The organism is Edaphobacter modestus (assembly GCF_004217555.1).
Taxonomy (GTDB): Bacteria; Acidobacteriota; Terriglobia; order Terriglobales; family Acidobacteriaceae; genus Edaphobacter; species Edaphobacter modestus.
On the sequence record NZ_SHKW01000001.1, the window covers coordinates 3,427,902 to 3,446,784 of the forward strand.

Sequence of the window (18,883 nt, forward strand, 5' to 3'; positions counted from 1 at the left end):
TTCTGCCGCATTCCTGCGATACGCACCCCCCGCATAAATCACATAACGTCAGAGACATAGAGATGATCCCCCAGGACCTGCTCCTTCGCACCCAGACGAAACTACCTTGGTTCCTCCAGCACCTTCGCCAGCTCGTCCGGGTGGAAAGCCCAAGTGAAGACCCAGCCGCAGTTAACGCCGCCCAGCAGCTCGTCGCAGACTGGGCCACCGCCCTCGGCGGCCGGGTCAAACGCCATCGCCAGAAGAACTTCGGCGATGTCTACGAGCTTCCCTTCGGGGCAGGCTCGTCAAAGTCCGCCGCCCGTTCCGGCCAGAAGCCCATCCTCATCCTCGGCCACCTCGATACGGTCTGGCCCCACGGCACCCTGAAGTCCATGCCCTGGCAGGAGCACGCGGGCAAGATCTCCGGCCCCGGCGTCCTCGATATGAAGGCCGGCGTCGTCATGGCGCTCACAGCTATCTCCGTCCTTCGCGAGCTCAATCTCCTCCGTCCGGTCACCCTGCTTCTCGTCTCCGAGGAGGAGATCGGCAGCCCCGTCTCGCGCCCCATCACGGAAAAACTCGCAAAAGAATCCTCGGCGGTCTTCGTCCTCGAGCCTGCCCAGGGCCTCGCCCTCAAGACCGCCCGCAAAGGCGTAGGCCACTATGAGGTTCACGTCACCGGCGTTGCCGCGCACTCCGGTGTCGATTTCGAACGGGGCCACTCCGCAGTCCTCGAACTGGCCCGCCAGATCGAGCGCATCTCCGGCTTCACCGACCTCTCCCGCGGCCTTACCGTAAACTGCGGCGTCATCGCCGGTGGAACCCGGTCCAACGTCATCGCCGCCTCCGCCCACGCCGAGGTCGACGTCCGCATCGCCCGGGCCAGCGACGCCGCCCGCGTCGAGCGGCTCTTCCACCGCCTCAAGCCCATCGATCCCGCCTGCAGGCTCACCATCACCGGCGGCATCAACCGCCCGCCCATGGAGCGCAAGGCAGGAACCATCGCCCTCTTCAAGCAAGCCAGAAAGCTCGCCGCGGAACTAGGCTTCGATCTGGACGAGGCCTCCACCGGAGGAGGCTCCGACGGCAACTTCACCGCCGCCCTCGGCGTCCCCACCCTCGACGGCATGGGAGCCATCGGAGCCGGAGCCCATGCCGCCCACGAGCACATTCTCGCCGAGCACATCGTCCCCCGCACCGCCCTGCTCGCGGCCATGCTCGCGACCGTCCGTGACCTACTCAAGGAGTAGCGACCCCAGACCCTCCTGCATGTAGTTCGCGCTGTCGCCGCCCGTCACATCGTAGGTTGACATTCCGCCGGACAGCGGCCTCACAGGAGACGATCCAGGGACCGAGGCTATGACTCGTCGTCGATGCGATCGCCGTGGCTCGGCGGCTGGCTGGTAACGACGATGCGCACGCTACCCGCGCTCCTGTTCATCGCCTGGTGCGCCTGTCCGGGAGCGATCTCGATGCCCTCGCCTGCACGCAGCGTGAAGTCATGATGCTCGATCTCCATCGTTAACTCGCCTTCCAGCACGAGGAAGAACTGCCGCGCATGCACGTGGTGGTGGCGTGTCTCGCTGGTGCCGGGCGGCATCCGCTCTTCAATGATGTTCAACTCCGGCGTGCGAACGAGGTACCACCCGTCGCAGTGGGTCCCCCATGTGTAGTGTTCGGCGTTCGCGGTAGAGATCACTTTGGCTGGCATCTTCCTCCGATGCTGGAAGCGATCCTTGCGATGCAGCAATTGGAGTTACAGCGGAATATTCCCATGCTTCTTGGGCGGATTCTTCTCCCGCTTGGTCGCCAGCATATCAAGCGCCGTGTTCAGCCTGCGCCGCGTCTCGCTGGGTCGAATCACGGCATCCACATAGCCGCGCTCCGCCGCAACATACGGGTTCGCAAACCGCTCCCGAAACTCCTCGACCTTCTCGTTGCGCGCCTCGGCCAGCACCTCGAGCTTCTGTTCCTCCGACAGCGAAACACCCTGCGGCATCACCGCCTGCGCCCGCCGCACCACGGCGTCCAGCTCGCGCTTATAGACGATGTTCACCGCGCCCTCCGGCCCCATCACCGCAATCTCCGCCGTAGGCCACGCAAGGTTCACATCCGTTCGCAGATTCTTCGAGCTCATCACGCAATACGCCCCGCCGTAGGCCTTGCGTGTGATCACCGTCAGCTTCGGCACCGTCGCCTCCGCAAACGCATACAGCAGCTTCGCGCCATGGCGAATAATGCCGCCATGCTCCTGCCGGGTTCCCGGCATAAAGCCCGGAACATCCTCAAACGTAATCAGAGGAATGTTGAAGGCGTCGCAGAAGCGCACGAACCGTGCCCCCTTCACCGAGGCATCGATATCGAGCACACCCGCAAGCACAGCCGGCTGGTTCGCGACTACGCCGACCGGCCTTCCATGCATGCGCGCGAACCCCACCACCAGGTTGCGCGCAAAATGCTCCTGTACCTGGAACAAATACCCCTCGTCCACGATGCGCGCGATCACATCCACCATGTCGTACGGCTGATTGCTCTCTTCCGGAATGATCGTGTCGAGCGCCGCATCCGCGCGAGCCGGATCGTCGCTCGTCGCACGGCGCGGAGGATCGTCGAGATTGTTCGACGGCATGAACCCGACCAGCTCGCGAATCATCGCCAGGCACTCACGATCGTCATGCGCCATGAAGTGCGCGACGCCCGAGATCTCGTTATGCGTGTGCGCTCCGCCCAGCGCATCCTTCGTCACATCCTCGTGCAGCACCGTCTTGATCACATCCGGCCCGGTCACGAACATGTAGCTGGTCTTCTCCGTCATCAGCGTGAAGTCCGTAATCGCCGGCGAGTACACCGCACCCCCAGCGCACGGCCCCAGGATCGCCGAGATCTGCGGTACCACGCCGCTCGCCAGAGTGTTGCGCAGAAAGATATCCGTGTAACCCGCAAGCGAGAGCACCCCCTCCTGGATGCGCGCGCCCCCCGAATCGTTCAGCCCGATCACCGGCGCGCCCACCTTCATCGCCATGTCCATGATCTTCACGATCTTGGCCGCATTCGTCTCCGACAGCGACCCGCCGAAGACCGTAAAGTCCTGCGCGAACACAAACACCACGCGGCCATCGATGCGCCCATGCCCAGTGATGAACCCATCGCCCGGAACCCGCTGCGCATCCATCCCGAAGTCCGTCGCGCGATGGGTCACAAACTTGTCCGTCTCTTCGAACGTTCCCTCGTCCAGCAGCAGGTCGACACGTTCGCGGGCGGAGAGCTTGCCCGCCTTTGTCTCTCGCGTCCGTCGCTCAAGACCGCCGCCTTCTTCCGCAATCGCATGCCGCGCCGCCAGCTCGGCCAGACGCACCTGCTGCGCCGTCGGTTTCCTCTTCGATGTCATCGCTTGTTCCGCTGCCGCCATAGGCTGCGATTTTAGCAGCGCATCAGAAACCTCCGTTTCCGGTTGCAGCGAAGATACAGCGAATATAATCTGGCAGCAGCAAGTTCCAAGCCGATGGCCACCCCCCTCAATCCCGACCGCTTCGGCTTCCTGCACATCGACCTCAACTCCTTCTTCGCCTCGGTCGAGCAGCAGCTGCACCCCGAATATCGCGGCAAGCCGCTCGCCGTCGTCCCCACCATGGCCGACACCACCTGCTGCATCGCCGCCAGCTACGAGGCGAAAGCCTTCAAGGTCAAGACCGGCACGCAGGTGGGCGAGGCAAAAAAGATGTGCCCAGGCATCATCCTCATCGAAGGCAACCACACCGAGTACGCCAAATACTCCAAGGCCATCGCCGAGGCCGTCGAGCTCTGCTGCCCCGTCGCGCACACGCCCTCCATCGACGAGATGGTCTGCCAGCTCATGGGCCGCGAGCAGGAGCCGCCCCGCGCCCGCAAGATCGCACTCGAAATCAAGCAGTCCATCTACAAGAACGTCGGCGTCGCCCTGCGCTGCTCCATCGGCATGGCCCCCAACCGCTACCTCGCCAAGATCGCCAGCGACATGCAGAAGCCCGACGGCCTCATCGGGCTTCTCCCGTCGCAACTGCCAAGGGCAATTGCTCATCTGGAACTGCGCGACCTTCCCGGCGTAGGCGCGCGCACCGAAGTCCGCCTCAACGCCAGGGGCATCACCACCATGGAGCAGCTCCTCGCGCTCGACCGCAACGGCATGCACAAGCTGTGGGACAGCGTCTGGGGCGACCGCCTCTACCACTGGCTGCGCGGCGCCGATACCGGCGACGACGGCGCGCCTGTCGCGAGCGAGGTGCAGAAGTCCCTCGGCCACTCTCACGTCATGGCCCCCGAGTTCCGCAACGAAGAGGGCGCCTGGGCCATCGCCAACAAGCTGCTGCACAAGGCCGCGATGCGCCTGCGCATGGAGAAGTTCTACACCGGCTCCATGTCCGTCACCATCCGCTACCAGCTCACCAAAGAGCAGGCCGAGCGCATCAAGTCCAAACGTCACTTCAGCGGAATCAAGCAATCCGGCTGGGGCATGGAGGCACGCTTCCAACAGTGCCAGGACACCCTCACCCTTCTCGGCGCGCTGCGCGGCATGTGGGCGCGGCGTCCGCAGGGCGAGGAGTTTCGCCGCCCCTTCTTCGTCGGCATCACCCTGCGCGACCTCATCCCGGAAGACGAGCACCAAGAAGACCTCTTCGGCGATCCCGACAATCGCACCCAGCTCTCCGCCACCATGGACAAGCTCAACCTCAAGTACGGCCACACGACGCTGCACTTCGCCGGAATGCTGCCCGCACGCGAGAGCGCACCCACACGCATCGCCTTCACCCAGATCCCCGTGCAGTATGGCGTCGACTACATGTAAGGCTTCGCATCCGGATGAAATGATGGAAATGCTTCGCCTGCCAGATGCAATGAATTACTTCCCTGCCCTGCGGCAGCAACAATCGCTGTGATCGTCTGCGGCAAACGATCCGCATCATCGTCTGCGACAGAAAACAATCGGTGTCATCCTGAGCGAAGCGCAGCGGAGTCGAAGGATCTGCGGTTTCGCATAGGGGCGCGCCCCTGCGATTCCCCATCATCCTCCCCCACAACAGGGCGCCCCATTCATGGCGCAGCATCATCGCGACATGAGTGGGGCATTCGAGCGAAGCTCGAACCGCCTCGCCTAAGGCCACGCATCCTCCGCATCAAAAACCACCCGACACAAAGCGGCTCACCTGCTGAGGTACGCTTTTCCTGTGAGCAGCGCAAACTACATCGGCCGCCTCGCCCCTAGCCCCACGGGCCTCCTCCATCTCGGCCACGCAGCCACCTTCTGGACCGCCTACCAGCGCGCCCTCGAACATCACGGCACACTCCTCCTCCGCAACGAAGACCTCGACCCTCATCGCTCCAAACCCGAGTACGTCGACGCCATGATCGAAGATCTCGCCTGGCTCGGCATCGAATGGACCCCGCCCATCCTCGTCCAGTCCCAGCGCCTTGCGCTCTATCGCGAAGCCTTCGCCCGGCTGCTCGCCTCCGGCTTCGCCTATCCCTGCACCTGCAGCCGCCGCGACCTCGCACAGATGGTTCAGGCACCCCACGAGGAAGCAGACGACGAGCCCGTCTACAACGGCCACTGCCGCCCGCTCGTTGAAGCCTCCTCCACCGTCATCGAGCCCGGCGTCAACTATCGCTTCCGTGTCCCCGATGGCGAGACCATTCGCTTCACCGATCGCAACCTCGGCCCACAGAACTTCATCGCCGGCCTCGACGTCGGGGACTTCCTCATCTGGCGCAAGGACGGCCTCCCCAGCTATCAGCTCGCATGTGTCGTCGACGACGACAGTTCGCGCATCACCGAAGTCGTTCGCGGAGCCGACCTGCTCAAGTCCACCGCACGGCAGATCCTCCTGCAGCGCGCGCTCAACATGCAATCGCCTGCACACTTCCACACCCATCTCCTGCGCGACGACCGCGGTGTGCGGCTCGCGAAACGTTACGACGCATTGGCCATCCGTTCTCTACGCCAGCAGGGACTTACGGCTGCCGAAGTCCTGCAACTGGCCGCCCGCTCGCTGCTGCAGTACGAATAGCTCCTCGCTTGCGCAATCTCTCACGGCCAGATTCATCCACCTGCTCACCTCGAGAGAAAGACACATGCACCCTCTTCTGCATCCCACTTCGTATTGGAGCGTGCACGCATGACAAACCCAGGAACCCTTCGGCTGACGTGGGCGGCAACTGCGCTGGCCGCAGCCCTTGCCCTCACCAGCGGATGCAACAAGCATGTCGACAACACCATGCACTTTACCGACGCCATCAATACCTACTACGCCGCCCATCCCGTCTGCCTCTGGGAGACCTCCGTCAAGTTTCCGGTACAGGCCGACACATCGGATGCGAGCAAGACCTCCGGCTACGACGCTCTCGTCGATCAGGGGCTCCTCGCGCGCACTACGGCCGAAAAAAAAGTGATGATCGTCGCCAGCAAGCAGGTCACCAACTATGACATCTCCGAGAAGGGCCGTGGAACCTGGGTCGCCGATGTGGATCAGCCCGGCTTCGGCAACTTCTGCTATGGCCGTCGCAAGGTAACAGGCATCGACAGCTCTACGCCCACCACCGCCGAGCGCGGGGCCACCACCCAGGTTATGTACCACTACACCATCGTTGATCCCCCTGCCTGGGCCACCGCAGAAGAGACCAAAAACGCCTTTCCCCAGATTCGCGAGAATCTCTCCGGACCTCGTACCGGAAACGCCGTTCTCATCGAGACCAATGAAGGCTGGAAGGTCGCGCGAACCGGCCCGGCAATTCGTCCGCCGTCCGGTCAATAGAATCCGGTCAAGCCCCAACAGGGTCTAAACCCAACAAATCACGCAACATTGAGTTGCCGATCAGTTTTCCCCATTTTGCTACCCTTAAAAACCAGAAGAAACAGCCCCGGATCATTCCGGGGCTTCCCTTTTTCTGCGTCCTTGCAACCCAAACGCCCGTCCCGGCAGCGCCCGAGCCGAAAGGACACAACCGTCATGCACGAACCGAAACGAAGCGGCACAAACCCGGATGAAATGGCACAACCGTCATTCTGAGCGAAGCGAAGAATCTCAGTATTTCGTTGTTGCGCCACACGACTTCACGACGAAATACGACCAAGCAAGTTCGTTGGATTCAATATTTTTACCCATAAAAACCCTTTAACTTACCGCAACATGGAGAGGGGGAGCCCCCGGCCGTCAATCACTGCTCCCCGGTCCATTCAGAGCTTCCTGTTCCTCGTCCCATGGCTTCATCTCGTACTCATGAGGCGGAACCTCGCCCGCGAGATAGCGAACGAAGTAGTCCCACCGCCGACGCGTCATGTACGGCGTATCCGCTCCATAACCGTGGTGGACGTTCGGAAGCAGCAGCAGGTCGAAGTCTTTGTTCGCCTTGATCAACGCATCCACCAGCGTCAGCGTGTTGTTCAGCGGAACGTTGTCGTCCATCGTCCCGTGCGCAAGCAGCAGATGACCCTTCAGGTTCTTCGCAATGTTCTGGTTCGCCTGGCTGTCGTAGTTGCTAGTTCCATCGGGATTCTTGACCTCGAGTCCCGCCCACTTCTCTGCCCAATCGTCCTCGTAGTCGCGCTGGTCGTGATTGCCGCTCTCCGCAATGCCGACCTTGAAGAAGTCCGGGAAGTTGAACATCGCCGCCGCCGTAGCATTGCCGCCGCCCGAGTGTCCATAGATTCCCGCACGGTCGATGTCGATCCACGGATACCTCTGGGCCAACTCCTTCATCCCCGCGACCTGGTCGGGAATCGTGTTGTCTCCCAGGTTGCCGTAGTAGAACTCGTGAAACGCCTTCGACCGGAACGGTGTTCCCATGCCGTCGATGCATACCACCACGAAGCCAAGCTCCGCCAGCGCCTGCATATCGCGATGCGCCGCCGCAAAGCCGCGGCTCCCGCACGATCCTGTCTGCGGCCCCGGATACACGTTGTTCACAATCGGATACTTCTTCGACGCATCGAAGTTCGTCGGCTTGAACAGAAACCCGTAGAGATCTGTCTTTCCGTCGCGCGCCTTCACGGTGATCGGCGTCGGTGGAACCCAGCTCGTCGCGGTGAGCTTCGTTATGTCCTGCTTCACAACGTCCAGAGCCAGTTTCCCGTCGCTCTCGCGCACCACGGTCGTCTGCGGCGTCGTCGGAGTAGAAGCCACATCCACGAAGTACTTGCCATCGGGTGAAGCCGTCACCGTGTGATCCTCATTCTCCGGCGTCAGCAACTTCATGCCGCCGCCGTCGAAGTGAATGCTGTAGTAGTGCTGGAAGTAAGGGTCGCGTCCCTTCTCCTTCCCCACTCCCAGAAAGTACAGCGTCCTCTCCGACGCATTGACCAGCAGGACCTGCGTGACGTTGCCCTCGCCGTGCGTGATCTGGTTCTTCAGCTTGCCGGTTTTGCCGTCGTACAGGTACATCTGTCCCCAGCCGTCGCGCTCGCTGAACCACAGCACCTCGCCGGTTCCCCACAGATACTTCCAGTTCACATGATCGTTTCCGCTCTCGAAGAACTTCGGCGCGGTCTCGGTCATCACCTCACGCACGTCGCCGGTCTCGGCACTGGCTACGCGAAGCCACTCCTGCCTGTGATCGCGCGAGGTCGAAACGAAGGCGAGTTGTCTGGAGTCGTCGCTCCACTGCACGTCTTCCCAGCCTCCGTCGCAGCTCACGTCATCGCAGATCGTCGAGCGATGCTGATCCGGCGGAAGTTTCAGTCGAATCACCTTCGGCGCGTTCACCTCGATCACGACGCGCTCGATCATGGTCACATCCTTATCGCCCACCAGCGGATACTTCCACGCTTCGAGCTTCGGATGACGGTTCGTCACCGGAACGAGATACATCTCGCCCACCTTGCGCTGGTCCTGCTGAAAGGTCGCAATCTTCTTCGAGTCCGGCGACCACAGCACGACCGGGCGATCGCTGTGCTGCCATCCAGCGTTGTCGGTGGCATAGCCGAAGTCCTTCACGCCATCGGTCGTCAGCTGGGTCTCCTTGCCGGTCGCAACCTCGCGCATCCAAAGATTCCAGTCCCGAATGAAGACTGCCTTTGTCCCATCGGGCGAAAGCTCGGTGGGCCGCGACGATCCGCGGCGGTTCGCGCGGCTACCGAGAGCAGAAGAGCCCGGCTTATCCGCAGAGATACAAGCGCCTGCCCCGCTCAGGTCACACCGCCAGCGCGCTCCCCCCGTCGTCACGGTCACGACCTTATCTCCGTCTGCAAGCGAGAGCTCGGAAAGATTCAGACTGCCTGCGCCAAACGTCGCAGCCCCTGCAGGGGCTCCCGCGGGCCGCGAGGACGCCATCGCCGCATTCAGCGCGTTGGCCAGCTTCGCGTGATCGAACGCTGGTCCCTTCGTCTTCTTCGCGGGATCCACCAGAACATACGTTGCGCCATCCGGACCGTGATCCCGATACCAGAAGCGGCCATCGCCGAGCCATGTCGGGTGTTCCACGGTGTGATACACCAGCGGGTTCACGTTGTAATTCATGAACTTTTCAGCCTGCGCATAATCCGCTTTCGTAAGCAGTCCCGCCTGCTGTGCGATTCCCGTGACTGTAAGTGATGCCAGCAGCGCCGCCGCCGACATAGACAGAATCTTCCCCGACATTCTTCACTCCCTCGCCTTCCATCTCAAAAGGTGGATGAATAAGGCCTAGTCTAATTCCCCGGACGAGACTGCAACACCGCATATCTACTGATCTATGGAGTCTCCTCCGAATCCTGCCTGCCCATTCTCCAGAGCACCTGGCGCAGGATTCCCATCCAGATCGGCACATCGGCGGCGGTCAGTCCCATGCGCAGCACAAGACGTCGCACCTGCTCTTCGCTTGAGTTCGCAGGGTGTCGCCGGATATACTCCGACGCTTCAAGCACCTGCTGAACCAGCTCGATGAACCGTTCGACCTCACCGGCCCGCGCTGCTTCGCGAACCCCTGTTGCCGCCTGGGCGCCTGCCCCGCGCACGATCTCGTAGAGACATACTGCAACGGCCTGCCCAAGATTCATCGAGGGATGTCGCATCTCCTCATGGCTGTGCATGGGAATCGTGAGAAGCCAGTGGCAGTGGCTCAGCTCCTGATTGCTCAACCCGGTCTTCTCGGAACCAAACAGCAGGGCGATGCGCGACGCCCGATCCCCGGCGTCACCGTGAATCTTTCCCGCGGCCTCCGCGAGCGCGTACAGGGGATGTTCCAAGGCGCGCTCCCCGACTGCCGTCGTCCCAACGACCAAACTGCAGTCTGTAACCGCCTCCGCTACCGTGCCAAAGACCTTCGCGTCGGCAAGTACGGCAGAGGCATCGATCGCCGAGCGTGCCGCTTCCAGCGGAGGCGCATACTCGCTTACCACGCGCAGATGGCGGAAGCCGAAGTCGTGCATCGCACGCGCCACCGCGCCAATATTGTTCGGATTGCGGGCTCGCACCAGCACAACGACGATGCGATCGAGGAGTTCAACGCTCACAAGGCCATTCTAGGCGACAAAAAAATGCGGCCCGGGCGTGTGCTCCCCCGGGCCGCGTATTTTGGTTGGTTATGGTCTATCGACGTTCGCGATCGTTATGAGTGTCGTTGTGGATCTGCTGGCTCACGTGGTTTTGTTCGTGATTCACCTGCTGACGCTCCTGCTGGTTCAGGTGACCGCCATTGGCCTCACGATCTGCGTGTACCTGCTGATTGATTCGCGCTTCGTTGTGCTCGATGCTGCCCGTCTCATGCGGCGTAAGCTGCCCCGAGTGAACACCGTTCGCAACCCGCTGCTGCTGGATATCGCCGCGTTCGCCTACCCTCGACATCGCTGCCGTTTGCGGACGCCCATGGTTGAACGACGCCAGTTGTGAGCGATCATTGCGCATCGCCTGCTCGTGCGATATCTGGTTGGAGGTGGGCTGGAAGTGATGCTCGTTGAAGGCCGCCTGCTCGCGCTCCGAAGCACGCAACGTCAGACCGCCGCGGCCGCCGTTGTAGCTTACGCGGTTCACGTTGTTCACCACAACCGTCCGGTTGTACACATTGGTTATGTGAACACTTCCAAAGTTATTTACCGCGCGGTTGTACGAGAAGGCTCCGCCCCTCCAGTAGCCGCCCTCATAGCCGACGCCCGTATAGCCGAAGCCGTAGTTCACGCCGCCATAGAAGCCGATGTGGGGTCCCCAGTAGCCCGCATGAAAAACATAGGCTGAGCCTCCCCATCCCCAATAACCGGGGGTCCACAACACGCCGGTTGCCGGAGGACGCACCCACACGCCGGGGACCCAGTAATATCCCGCAGGACCCCACGCCCAGTAGCCCGGCGTCCACATGTAGCCATCGCCAGGGCAGGCAGGCTGCGCGTAGACCGGTAGTACTGGTGGAGGCGTGTTGACCGAGACTCCAATGGCAATATTGACGGCGGCCGAAGCAACGGCGGGGAGAGCGGCGGCAGCGGCAGCCGCTAAAAGGATGGTTCGTACTGTCTTCAGGGAGGGCATCTTTGTAACTCCTTCGGGAACACTGCAAAAAAATAACGCAGTTCAAAGTTCAACACTCGAGCGGGCCTTTTTATTCCAGTCCACTCAGGAAACTCCAGACAAATAGACACGCATTATTCTGCTAAGTTTTGTGGGGAGCCAAAATCCCCACCCTGTCCGCATATAGAAAGTTAAGCTCTCAACGCACAACTCTCCCCGTTCTGTTCGCATCGTGCGTCCCTGTACCCAAACACGCAACGCACCGCGATCGAATAAACTGACCGTACCCAGCGGTGTCCGATAATTTTTCCCAGATCGTGAAGCAGCAGGCCGACATCGTGCGTATCGTCGGCGAATACATCAAGCTGCGTAAGACCGGAGCGCAGAACTACACCGGCCTCTGCCCCTTTCACAAGGAGAAGACGGGATCGTTCTCCGTCAACGCCACCCACGGCTACTTCTATTGTTTCGGTTGCCACGAAAAGGGCGATGTCTTCACCTTCATCATGAAGCTCGAAAATATCCCCTTTCCCGAGGCCGTGCGCGTCGTCGCGCAGAAAGCAGGGATTCCACTCCCCAAACGCGAGTTCTCTTCGCCGGAAGAGGCACGCGAGGCCGGACTCCGTCGCCAGCTTCTCGACATCCATGAAGCCGCGACCCAATACTTCGAAGCCGCGTTGAAATCTCCCGAGGCCGCACGCGCACGCGAGTATCTCACCGGTCGCGGTGTGACGCCGGAGCCGATTCAGAAGTTCCGAATCGGCTACGCACCCGACGACTTCAATCACATGCGCAATGCGCTGAAGCAACACTTCTCCGACGAGACCCTTCGCGCCAGCGGGCTCTTCAAATCGAAGGAGCAGGCCGATGGCTCGCCCGGGCCGCTCTACGCCGGTTTTCGCAAGCGCATCATGTTTCCCATCGCGAACGAACAGGGCAAGCCCATCGCCTTCACCGGCCGCGCCCTCGACGCGCAGGACGAAAAGGGACGCGACATCGCCAAGTACATGAACTCGCCCGAAGGCCCCATCTATACCAAAGGCCACGTGCTGTTCAATCTCGACAAGGCTCGCGCCGAGATTCGCACCCTCGGCTTCGCTCTTCTCGTCGAAGGCCAGATGGACTGCATCTCCGTCTACATGGCGGGAATCCGCAACGTCATCGCCACCTCGGGCACGGCCTTCACGGAGGCGCAGGTCCGCCTGCTCTCGCGCTTCACCCCAAACAAGCAGGTCATCCTCAACTTCGATCCCGACACCGCCGGCCGCACCGCCGCGGAAAAGGCCGGGGCCATGCTCGTCGAAGAAGGGTTCGACGTCCGCATCGTTCTTCTCGAGGACGGCCTCGATCCCGACCGTTTTATCCGCGAACGCGGTCTGGCTGCCTACACCGCGGCGGTCCGCGGCTCCAACCGGTACATGGACTACCTCATCGAGCGCGCGCGCCAGGAGCATCCCGCTCGCACGGCCGATGCCAAGGTGAAGGCCATGAACTTCCTTCTGCCGCACATTCGCCGCATCCCCTCGCCGCTGCAACGCGATGAGTTCGCCGCAGACGCGGCGCAGAAGCTCGGCATCGACTCCGCCATTCTGCGCCAGGAGCTGCGGCAGGCCGCCATGCAGCGCGTCGAGAGCGTGCGCTCGCACAGCCACGACCCCGCCAGCGAGACCGAGCGCATCCTTCTCCGCGCGCTCGTCCTGCCTGAGAACGACCCTGCACGACTGCTTGCCGTTGCACGCCTTGCCGAGAACCCGGGCTGGTACGACGGCCTGCCTTCCTCCGCGATCCTGGAGACACTTGCGCTGGCGCCCGCGCCGGAGAATCCGCTCGATGCCGCAACCGATCAGTCCAGCCGCGTCCTTCTGGCTCGCGCTCTCGAGCATCCCGATACGGAGGATCTGGCCACCGCCCCGCGCTCCCTCGCCGAGCAGGTTGACGATGCACTTCATACCCTGGAGCGCCGGCATCTCGAACGCCGCCAACGCGAACTGCGTGTTTTGATCGCCGAAGCCGAGCGCCGGGGGGATGACGCAATGCTCGCGACTCTCCTGCAGGAGAGGATGCAGCTCGACCGCCGCCTTCGCGAGCACTGACACTTCCGTAACATCCACTTGTTACAATCGAAGACAATGGCCAGGCCCTTGACCTTCTCTGTGGGAATCCCCACCTACAACCAGGCTGAGTACCTTGAGGCGACTATCCTTTCCCTCCTGAACCAGACTCGGCCTCCGGACGAGATCGTGATCTCCGACCACTTCAGCACCGACCACACTCCGGACATCATCGCCAAATACGAGGGCAAGGTTCGAGGCGTGAAGCCTCCTGTGGGCTCAAACGTCGGCGCCCAGTGGGACTTCACCATCTCCTGCCTGAGCGGGGATTGGATCACCCTCTTTTCGAGTGACGACATCGCCTACCCGAACTTCGTCGATGGGTTGGTCCGCGGAGCCTCGCGCCGCGAGGACGCCGTACTGGTCCGCGCCGGCTGGGAGAACATCGATAAAGACGGCAAGGTGCTGAATAAGCAGTACTTGATGAGTGTTAAGGCCGCCACGCTGCCGCCGGACACCCTGCTCGAGCAGAGACACGGCCCCAAGGCAAGCTTCGCCGCGTTCGCGGTGCATCGCAAGACCCTCGCCGATTCAGGTGGCTACCACCTCGGCATGGAGTCCTTCGGCGACTGGCCCATGTTCGCTCAGCTCGCCCCCTATGGCTCGTTCATTTACGTAAATGAGCTGATCAGCGGCTACCGCGTGGGCCATGACGGCGACAAGTTCCGCAAACGCCTCGGCATGTGGATCCGCGATGAGCAGCGCATGTTCTACGAGGTCTTTCCTCTCGCGGCCCAGCGCGCCGGTATGACCGACACGGCATGGATCGCCCAGTCGAGCCGGGATAACTTTCTTCGTTATCTCAGGTCGGCCCAGGACAAGCTCTCCGCCGAAGAACGCGCCAACGTGATTCCACTGTTCGAATCGTGGGCTGCGAAGACCGGCTCGGAGAATCTTCTGCTCGACTTCGCGGAAGGTCGTCCTCTTCCACGTCCCGTGCGTACCCTCCTCACTCAGGGCAAGAACCTTGTCCGCCCCCTCGCCCAGCGCGTCCTGGGAGCTCTGCAACGGCGGTAAGCCGGAATCGGGAATCTCATGGACAACTCTACCAAGCGACGGCTCATCCTCGGCTTTATCTCCAACTGGATCAGTAAGCTGGCCACGACCATCGTCCAGCTGGTCCAGGTTCCCGTCTTCCTGCACTTCTGGAGCGTCCCTCTCTATGGAGAGTGGATGATCGTCACGGCGATCCCTTCGTACCTCAACGTCAGCAACTTTGGCTTTGGAAACGTCGCCGGCAATGAGATGACGATGATGGAAGCACGGGGAGATCGCGAAGGAGCCCTCCGAGTCTTCCAGAGCTGCTGGTGGCTCATCACGATCATCTGCTCTGCCTGCATGGTTCTACTCGGCCTGGTGCTCTATCTTTTCCCCGCGGCCAAACTACTGAAACTCCATGCCATTGATGCGACCGACACCAAGTGGATCATCTTCTACCTGGGCTGCTCGGTTCTGCTTGGGCAGCTCGAAGCTCTGCTGCAATCCGCCTACCGCTGCGTGGGCCGCTATCCCTATGGCTCGTTCGTAAAGAGCATCTTCTCGCTGATCGCGTTCGCCATGATGCTGGTTCCGGTCTGCCTCGGCGGAGGAGCCCGTGTGACCGCGCTGGTCTTTGCCTCCACCAATGCCACCCTGACGCTGGTGCTCTGCATCATGGTGCGGCGCGATCTTCCCTGGATCCGCTACGGCTGGAGCCACGCTCGCTTCTCCGAGATTCGCCGCCTCTCCGGCCCAGCCTTTGCCTTCATGGCCTTTCCCATCGGCAATGCCCTGAATCTACAGGGAACCCTGATGGCTGTCGGGTATGCCCTCGGGCCCACCGCGGTCGTTATCTTCGGAACGGCCCGCACCGTCTCCCGGGTCGCCCTTCAGCTTGTCCAAATGGTCAACAACACCTTCTGGCCGGAGATGTCGAGCGCCTTTGGCACCAACGACATCGCTCTCACGCGAACCCTCCACAGACGCTCCTGTCAGTTGGGATTGATCATCGCCGTGGTCATCGTGGCCACCATGATGACGCTCGGCCCCTGGTTCCTTACGCACTGGACCGGAGGACACGTTCCCCCCAGCCGCGGCCTGCTCAGCATTCTGCTGCTGGTGGTCATTGCGTATTCGCTGTGGTCCACAAGCTCGACCCTGCTGGCTGCGGTCAACAAGCACCAGAAGCTTGCCGCCTGGTACCTCTTCGGGACCAGCGTCACCGTGGTACTTACCTACTTCCTGGCAAAGCACTTCGGCCTTTACTGGGCCGCCGCGTCGCTGCTGGTGTCGGAGCTGGTGATGAACATGTATGTGCTGCCCGCGTCGCTGGAACTCTCCCACGACACGTTCCCCGCCTTTGTCGCCAGCATGACGCACTATCCACAGTCTTTACGCCCTGCGGCCCTGATGGCGCGCTTTCGCCGTTCCCGTCCGCAGATGGAGAGCTAGAGGCAGTTATAACTGAGGTTATAATGAAGTGGGAGGTTCGCCATGGCCGCTACAGCTGTAAAGATCACTACCGTAGGGAATTCTGTAGGAATCATCCTTCCCAAAGAGGTCCTTGGACACCTTCATGTGGAAAAGGGCGACACTCTCTATCTCACGGAGGCTCCGGATGGAGTTCGGCTGAGCCCCTACGATCCGGAGTTCTCGCGCAAGCTCGATGCGATGGAACGAGTCATGCGTGAAAATCGGGATGTACTCAAGAGGCTCGCCGAATAGGTGGACGAGCCGATCTGGATGGACAAACCTGAGGTTCTGGTCGCACATTCCCGTCAACTGGCCGAACACGGCGGTTCAGACGGTATCCGCGACGAAGGCCTGCTCGAATCTGCACTGGGCAAACCGCACAACGTCTTTGCTTATGATGCGATGTGCGATCTGCCGCGCCTGGCAGCGTCCTATGCCTTCGGTATTGCTCGTAACCATCCCTTCATCGACGGAAACAAGCGCACGGCCCTTGTCGTCTCCGAAACCTTCCTGCTTCTCAATGGCATCAGAATCGTCTCCTCTCCTGAAGAGAAGTACTTTACCTTCCTCCATCTCGCCGACGGCACCCTCACCGAAGACGAGTTAGCTACGTGGTTCACCTCCCACGCTGTGGCCCTTTGAGGCTCTAAAATATTCATAGACCTGAAGATGCCTCGCCACAAGACCACAGATCCCGGATATCGCAATAAGCATGGCCAGGTGGTCGTCTCTCGGACCGGCTTTCCCTCCGAGAGCTTTCCCGGTCAGACCATCTACCACCTTCGCTGTAGTCACTGCGGCCACGACTACGGCTCGAATGGCACAGACATTCATCTTCGCCGCTGTCCCAGCCATCAGGGAGGAGTTCGCGGCGAGCCACTTCGCACCCCGCCGCCGAATCTTTTTTCGGTCTGAGCCGTCTAAATTTGTGTGGTATCCTGTGATTCGCTGGGGAAGTGTGCCCTTGAATGCCCTGACCTCTTTGAAGGTCCGGCTGGCCAAAGCGGTCTAAACCGCTACCTGCTCCCTGCCCATTACGAAACAACCCAGGGATAACTCCGCCCGGATACCACCGAATGGTCTGAGCGGCATCCCACTAAAAAGATTATTTTGCAGGAGCGCGCACCCTCGTGGCCGAAGAAATCGACAAGTACGAAGAAGATATTGACAAGCTCATTGAGACCGGAAAAGAAAAGGGGTATCTGACGTACGGGGAGGTCAATGACCTTCTGCCCGGCGATATCACCACCCCTGACGATCTCGACGATCTGCTGACAACCATCAACACCCAGGGCATCGACGTCCTCTCCGGCGACAAGTTCGACCGGGACAAGTATGAGCCCGAGGCCGGCGAAGAGTCCGAGGATGTAGAGCTCGACCTCTCGCCTGGAACCCTGGAGAAGACCAACGACCCCGTCCGCATGTACCTGCGCGAGATGGGAACCGTCCCGCTGCTTACCCGCGAGGGCGAGGTCGAGATCGCCAAGCGCATCGAGCGCGGACAGATCCGCGTGATGAAGGCCATCTCCCGTTCCCCGATCGTCATCCGCGAGATCGTGGCCCTCGGCGAAGACCTCCGCCGAGGGGTCCGCAACATCAAGGAAGTCGTCACCTTCGACGAAGAAGAGCTGACCGAAGAGATCCTGCAGGCCCGCGTGAAGCAGACCGTCGGCCGCATCGATGTCATTCTGAAGCACCAGAAGAAGATCGTCGGTCTCGAAGAGAAGCTGGCCGCTCCGGCTGGCAAAGACGCGAAGGCCAAAGCGAAAGAGACCCGCAAGACCCGCTGGCTGATCGGACGCGAGCACGTCTACATCAACCGCGTCATCCGCGAGTTCAAGTACACGAACTCCGAGAAGAAGCGGCTGCTCGACAAGGTCAACAAGACCGTCGACTCCATGCGCACGCTTGAGCGCCAGATCAAGACCCTCGACACCAAGCACGAGGCCTCCAAATCCGAAGAGCTGCGCAAGGAGTACAAGCGCCAGCAGAAGAACTGCCGCATCGACCTCGAGCAGCTCGAGAAGGACGCCGGAATCTCCATCGCCGACCTCAAGCGCACCCAGCGCGAGATGATCCAGGGCGACATGGACGCCGAGCGCGCCAAGCGTGAGCTGATCGAGGCCAACCTTCGCCTCGTCGTCTCGATCGCGAAGAAGTACACCAACCGCGGCCTCCAGTTCCTCGACCTCATCCAGGAGGGCAACATCGGCCTGATGAAGGCGGTCGACAAGTTCGAGTACCGTCGCGGTTACAAATTCTCGACCTACGCCACCTGGTGGATCCGTCAGGCCATCACCCGCGCCATCGCCGACCAGGCACGCACCATCCGCATCCCGGTGCACATGATCGAGACCATCAACAAGCTCATCCGCACCTCGCGTCAGCTGGTGCAGGAGCTTGGCCGCGAAGCGTCTTCGGAAGAGATCGCCCGCCGCATGGACATCCCCGTCGCGAAGGTCCGCAAGGTCCTCAAGATCGCGCAGGAGCCCATCTCGCTCGAGACCCCCATCGGAGAAGAGGAAGACTCGCACCTCGGGGACTTCATCGAGGACCGCATGGCCGTCTCGCCGTCGGACGCGGTCATCAGCGTCAACCTCAAGGAGTACACCTCGCAGGTCCTCCGCACCCTGACGCCGCGCGAAGAGCGCGTCATCAAGATGCGCTTCGGCCTCGAAGACGGCTCCGAGCACACGCTCGAAGAGGTAGGCCAGTCCTTCCAGGTCACCCGCGAGCGCATCCGCCAGATCGAAGCCAAAGCCCTCCGCAAACTGCGCCACCCAAGCCGCAGCCGCAAGCTGAAGGCATTCGTCGACGGAGTCAAAGAGGTCTAACCCAATACCACTGGAAACAGCAAAGAGAAGGCCGCGATTGCTCGCGGCCTTCTTCTTTTGT

16 protein-coding genes are annotated in these 18,883 nt (G+C 61.4%); 11 read left to right on the forward strand and 5 right to left on the reverse strand.

Annotation, left to right across the window (positions count from 1 at the left end; genetic code table 11):
* Window positions 1–62: 62 nt before the first annotated feature.
* Window positions 63–1,232, forward strand: a complete 1,170-nt coding sequence (locus BDD14_RS14580; protein WP_130419441.1) for a M20 family metallopeptidase — start codon at window positions 63–65, stop codon at window positions 1,230–1,232.
* Between the two features lie 107 nt (window positions 1,233–1,339).
* Here BDD14_RS14580 and BDD14_RS14585 read toward each other — a convergent pair whose 3' ends face one another.
* Entirely contained in the window at window positions 1,340–1,693 is a 354-nt protein-coding gene (locus BDD14_RS14585) for a cupin domain-containing protein (RefSeq protein ID WP_130419442.1), read from the reverse strand.
* Between the two features lie 45 nt (window positions 1,694–1,738).
* The gene (locus tag BDD14_RS14590) at window positions 1,739–3,370 is read right to left on the reverse strand and encodes an acyl-CoA carboxylase subunit beta (protein ID WP_242617956.1); all 1,632 of its coding nucleotides are present in this window, start codon (window positions 3,368–3,370) and stop codon (window positions 1,739–1,741) included.
* Window positions 3,371–3,484: 114 nt separating this feature from the next.
* On the opposite strand from BDD14_RS14590, the gene BDD14_RS14595 reads away from it, so the two are divergent.
* The 3 genes from BDD14_RS14595 (at window position 3,485) to BDD14_RS14605 (ending at window position 6,767) form a co-directional block, all read left to right on the forward strand.
* On the forward strand, window positions 3,485–4,804 hold the full coding sequence (locus BDD14_RS14595) for a Y-family DNA polymerase (protein ID WP_130419444.1): 1,320 nt from the start codon (window positions 3,485–3,487) through the stop codon (window positions 4,802–4,804).
* A 379-nt stretch (window positions 4,805–5,183) separates the two neighbouring features.
* Window positions 5,184–6,023 carry a tRNA glutamyl-Q(34) synthetase GluQRS gene (gluQRS, locus tag BDD14_RS14600; RefSeq protein ID WP_130419445.1) on the forward strand — a complete coding sequence of 280 codons (840 nt, stop codon included), beginning with the start codon at window positions 5,184–5,186 and terminating at the stop codon, window positions 6,021–6,023.
* Between the two features lie 108 nt (window positions 6,024–6,131).
* Window positions 6,132–6,767 (forward strand): hypothetical protein, encoded by a 636-nt coding sequence (locus tag BDD14_RS14605; RefSeq protein ID WP_242617957.1) that lies wholly within the window; start codon window positions 6,132–6,134, stop codon window positions 6,765–6,767.
* 399 nt (window positions 6,768–7,166) lie between these two features.
* On the opposite strand, the gene BDD14_RS14610 is transcribed toward BDD14_RS14605, so the two are convergent.
* The 3 genes from BDD14_RS14610 to BDD14_RS14620 form a co-directional block, all read right to left on the reverse strand.
* On the reverse strand, window positions 7,167–9,587 hold the full coding sequence (locus BDD14_RS14610; RefSeq protein WP_130419446.1) for a S9 family peptidase: 2,421 nt from the start codon (window positions 9,585–9,587) through the stop codon (window positions 7,167–7,169).
* 92 nt (window positions 9,588–9,679) lie between these two features.
* A complete protein-coding gene (locus BDD14_RS14615) occupies window positions 9,680–10,441 on the reverse strand; it encodes an RNA methyltransferase (protein ID WP_130419447.1) in 762 nt (253 codons plus the stop codon).
* A gap of 76 nt (window positions 10,442–10,517) precedes the next feature.
* A complete protein-coding gene (locus BDD14_RS14620; protein WP_130419448.1) occupies window positions 10,518–11,447 on the reverse strand; it encodes a YXWGXW repeat-containing protein in 930 nt (309 codons plus the stop codon).
* A gap of 272 nt (window positions 11,448–11,719) precedes the next feature.
* On the opposite strand from BDD14_RS14620, the gene dnaG reads away from it, so the two are divergent.
* From dnaG to rpoD, 7 genes are all read left to right on the forward strand, one after another.
* A complete protein-coding gene (dnaG, locus tag BDD14_RS14625; RefSeq protein WP_130419449.1) occupies window positions 11,720–13,519 on the forward strand; it encodes a DNA primase in 1,800 nt (599 codons plus the stop codon).
* Between the two features lie 36 nt (window positions 13,520–13,555).
* Window positions 13,556–14,554 carry a glycosyltransferase family 2 protein gene (locus BDD14_RS14630; RefSeq protein ID WP_130419450.1) on the forward strand — a complete coding sequence of 333 codons (999 nt, stop codon included), beginning with the start codon at window positions 13,556–13,558 and terminating at the stop codon, window positions 14,552–14,554.
* 18 nt (window positions 14,555–14,572) lie between these two features.
* Window positions 14,573–15,967, forward strand: a complete 1,395-nt coding sequence (locus BDD14_RS14635; RefSeq protein WP_130419451.1) for a lipopolysaccharide biosynthesis protein — start codon at window positions 14,573–14,575, stop codon at window positions 15,965–15,967.
* Window positions 15,968–16,009: 42 nt separating this feature from the next.
* Window positions 16,010–16,240 (forward strand): AbrB/MazE/SpoVT family DNA-binding domain-containing protein, encoded by a 231-nt coding sequence (locus BDD14_RS14640; RefSeq protein ID WP_130419452.1) that lies wholly within the window; start codon window positions 16,010–16,012, stop codon window positions 16,238–16,240.
* Window positions 16,241–16,630 (forward strand): type II toxin-antitoxin system death-on-curing family toxin, encoded by a 390-nt coding sequence (locus BDD14_RS14645; protein ID WP_207231742.1) that lies wholly within the window; start codon window positions 16,241–16,243, stop codon window positions 16,628–16,630.
* A gap of 27 nt (window positions 16,631–16,657) precedes the next feature.
* On the forward strand, window positions 16,658–16,903 hold the full coding sequence (locus tag BDD14_RS14650) for a hypothetical protein (RefSeq protein WP_130419454.1): 246 nt from the start codon (window positions 16,658–16,660) through the stop codon (window positions 16,901–16,903).
* Window positions 16,904–17,118: 215 nt separating this feature from the next.
* Window positions 17,119–18,822 (forward strand): RNA polymerase sigma factor RpoD, encoded by a 1,704-nt coding sequence (rpoD, locus tag BDD14_RS14655; RefSeq protein WP_130419455.1) that lies wholly within the window; start codon window positions 17,119–17,121, stop codon window positions 18,820–18,822.
* The last annotated feature ends 61 nt before the right edge of the window (window positions 18,823–18,883 follow it).

Coding starts and splice junctions, on each gene's coding strand:
- BDD14_RS14580 (WP_130419441.1), top strand. CDS start 63: ATGATCCCCCAGGACCTGCTCCTTCGCACCCAGACGAAACTACCTTGG.
- BDD14_RS14585 (WP_130419442.1), bottom strand. CDS start 1,693: ATGCCAGCCAAAGTGATCTCTACCGCGAACGCCGAACACTACACATGG.
- BDD14_RS14590 (WP_242617956.1), bottom strand. CDS start 3,370: ATGACATCGAAGAGGAAACCGACGGCGCAGCAGGTGCGTCTGGCCGAG.
- BDD14_RS14595 (WP_130419444.1), top strand. CDS start 3,485: ATGGCCACCCCCCTCAATCCCGACCGCTTCGGCTTCCTGCACATCGAC.
- BDD14_RS14605 (WP_242617957.1), top strand. CDS start 6,132: ATGACAAACCCAGGAACCCTTCGGCTGACGTGGGCGGCAACTGCGCTG.
- BDD14_RS14610 (WP_130419446.1), bottom strand. CDS start 9,587: ATGTCGGGGAAGATTCTGTCTATGTCGGCGGCGGCGCTGCTGGCATCA.
- BDD14_RS14620 (WP_130419448.1), bottom strand. CDS start 11,447: ATGCCCTCCCTGAAGACAGTACGAACCATCCTTTTAGCGGCTGCCGCT.
- BDD14_RS14630 (WP_130419450.1), top strand. CDS start 13,556: ATGGCCAGGCCCTTGACCTTCTCTGTGGGAATCCCCACCTACAACCAG.
- BDD14_RS14635 (WP_130419451.1), top strand. CDS start 14,573: ATGGACAACTCTACCAAGCGACGGCTCATCCTCGGCTTTATCTCCAAC.
- BDD14_RS14640 (WP_130419452.1), top strand. CDS start 16,010: ATGGCCGCTACAGCTGTAAAGATCACTACCGTAGGGAATTCTGTAGGA.
- BDD14_RS14650 (WP_130419454.1), top strand. CDS start 16,658: ATGCCTCGCCACAAGACCACAGATCCCGGATATCGCAATAAGCATGGC.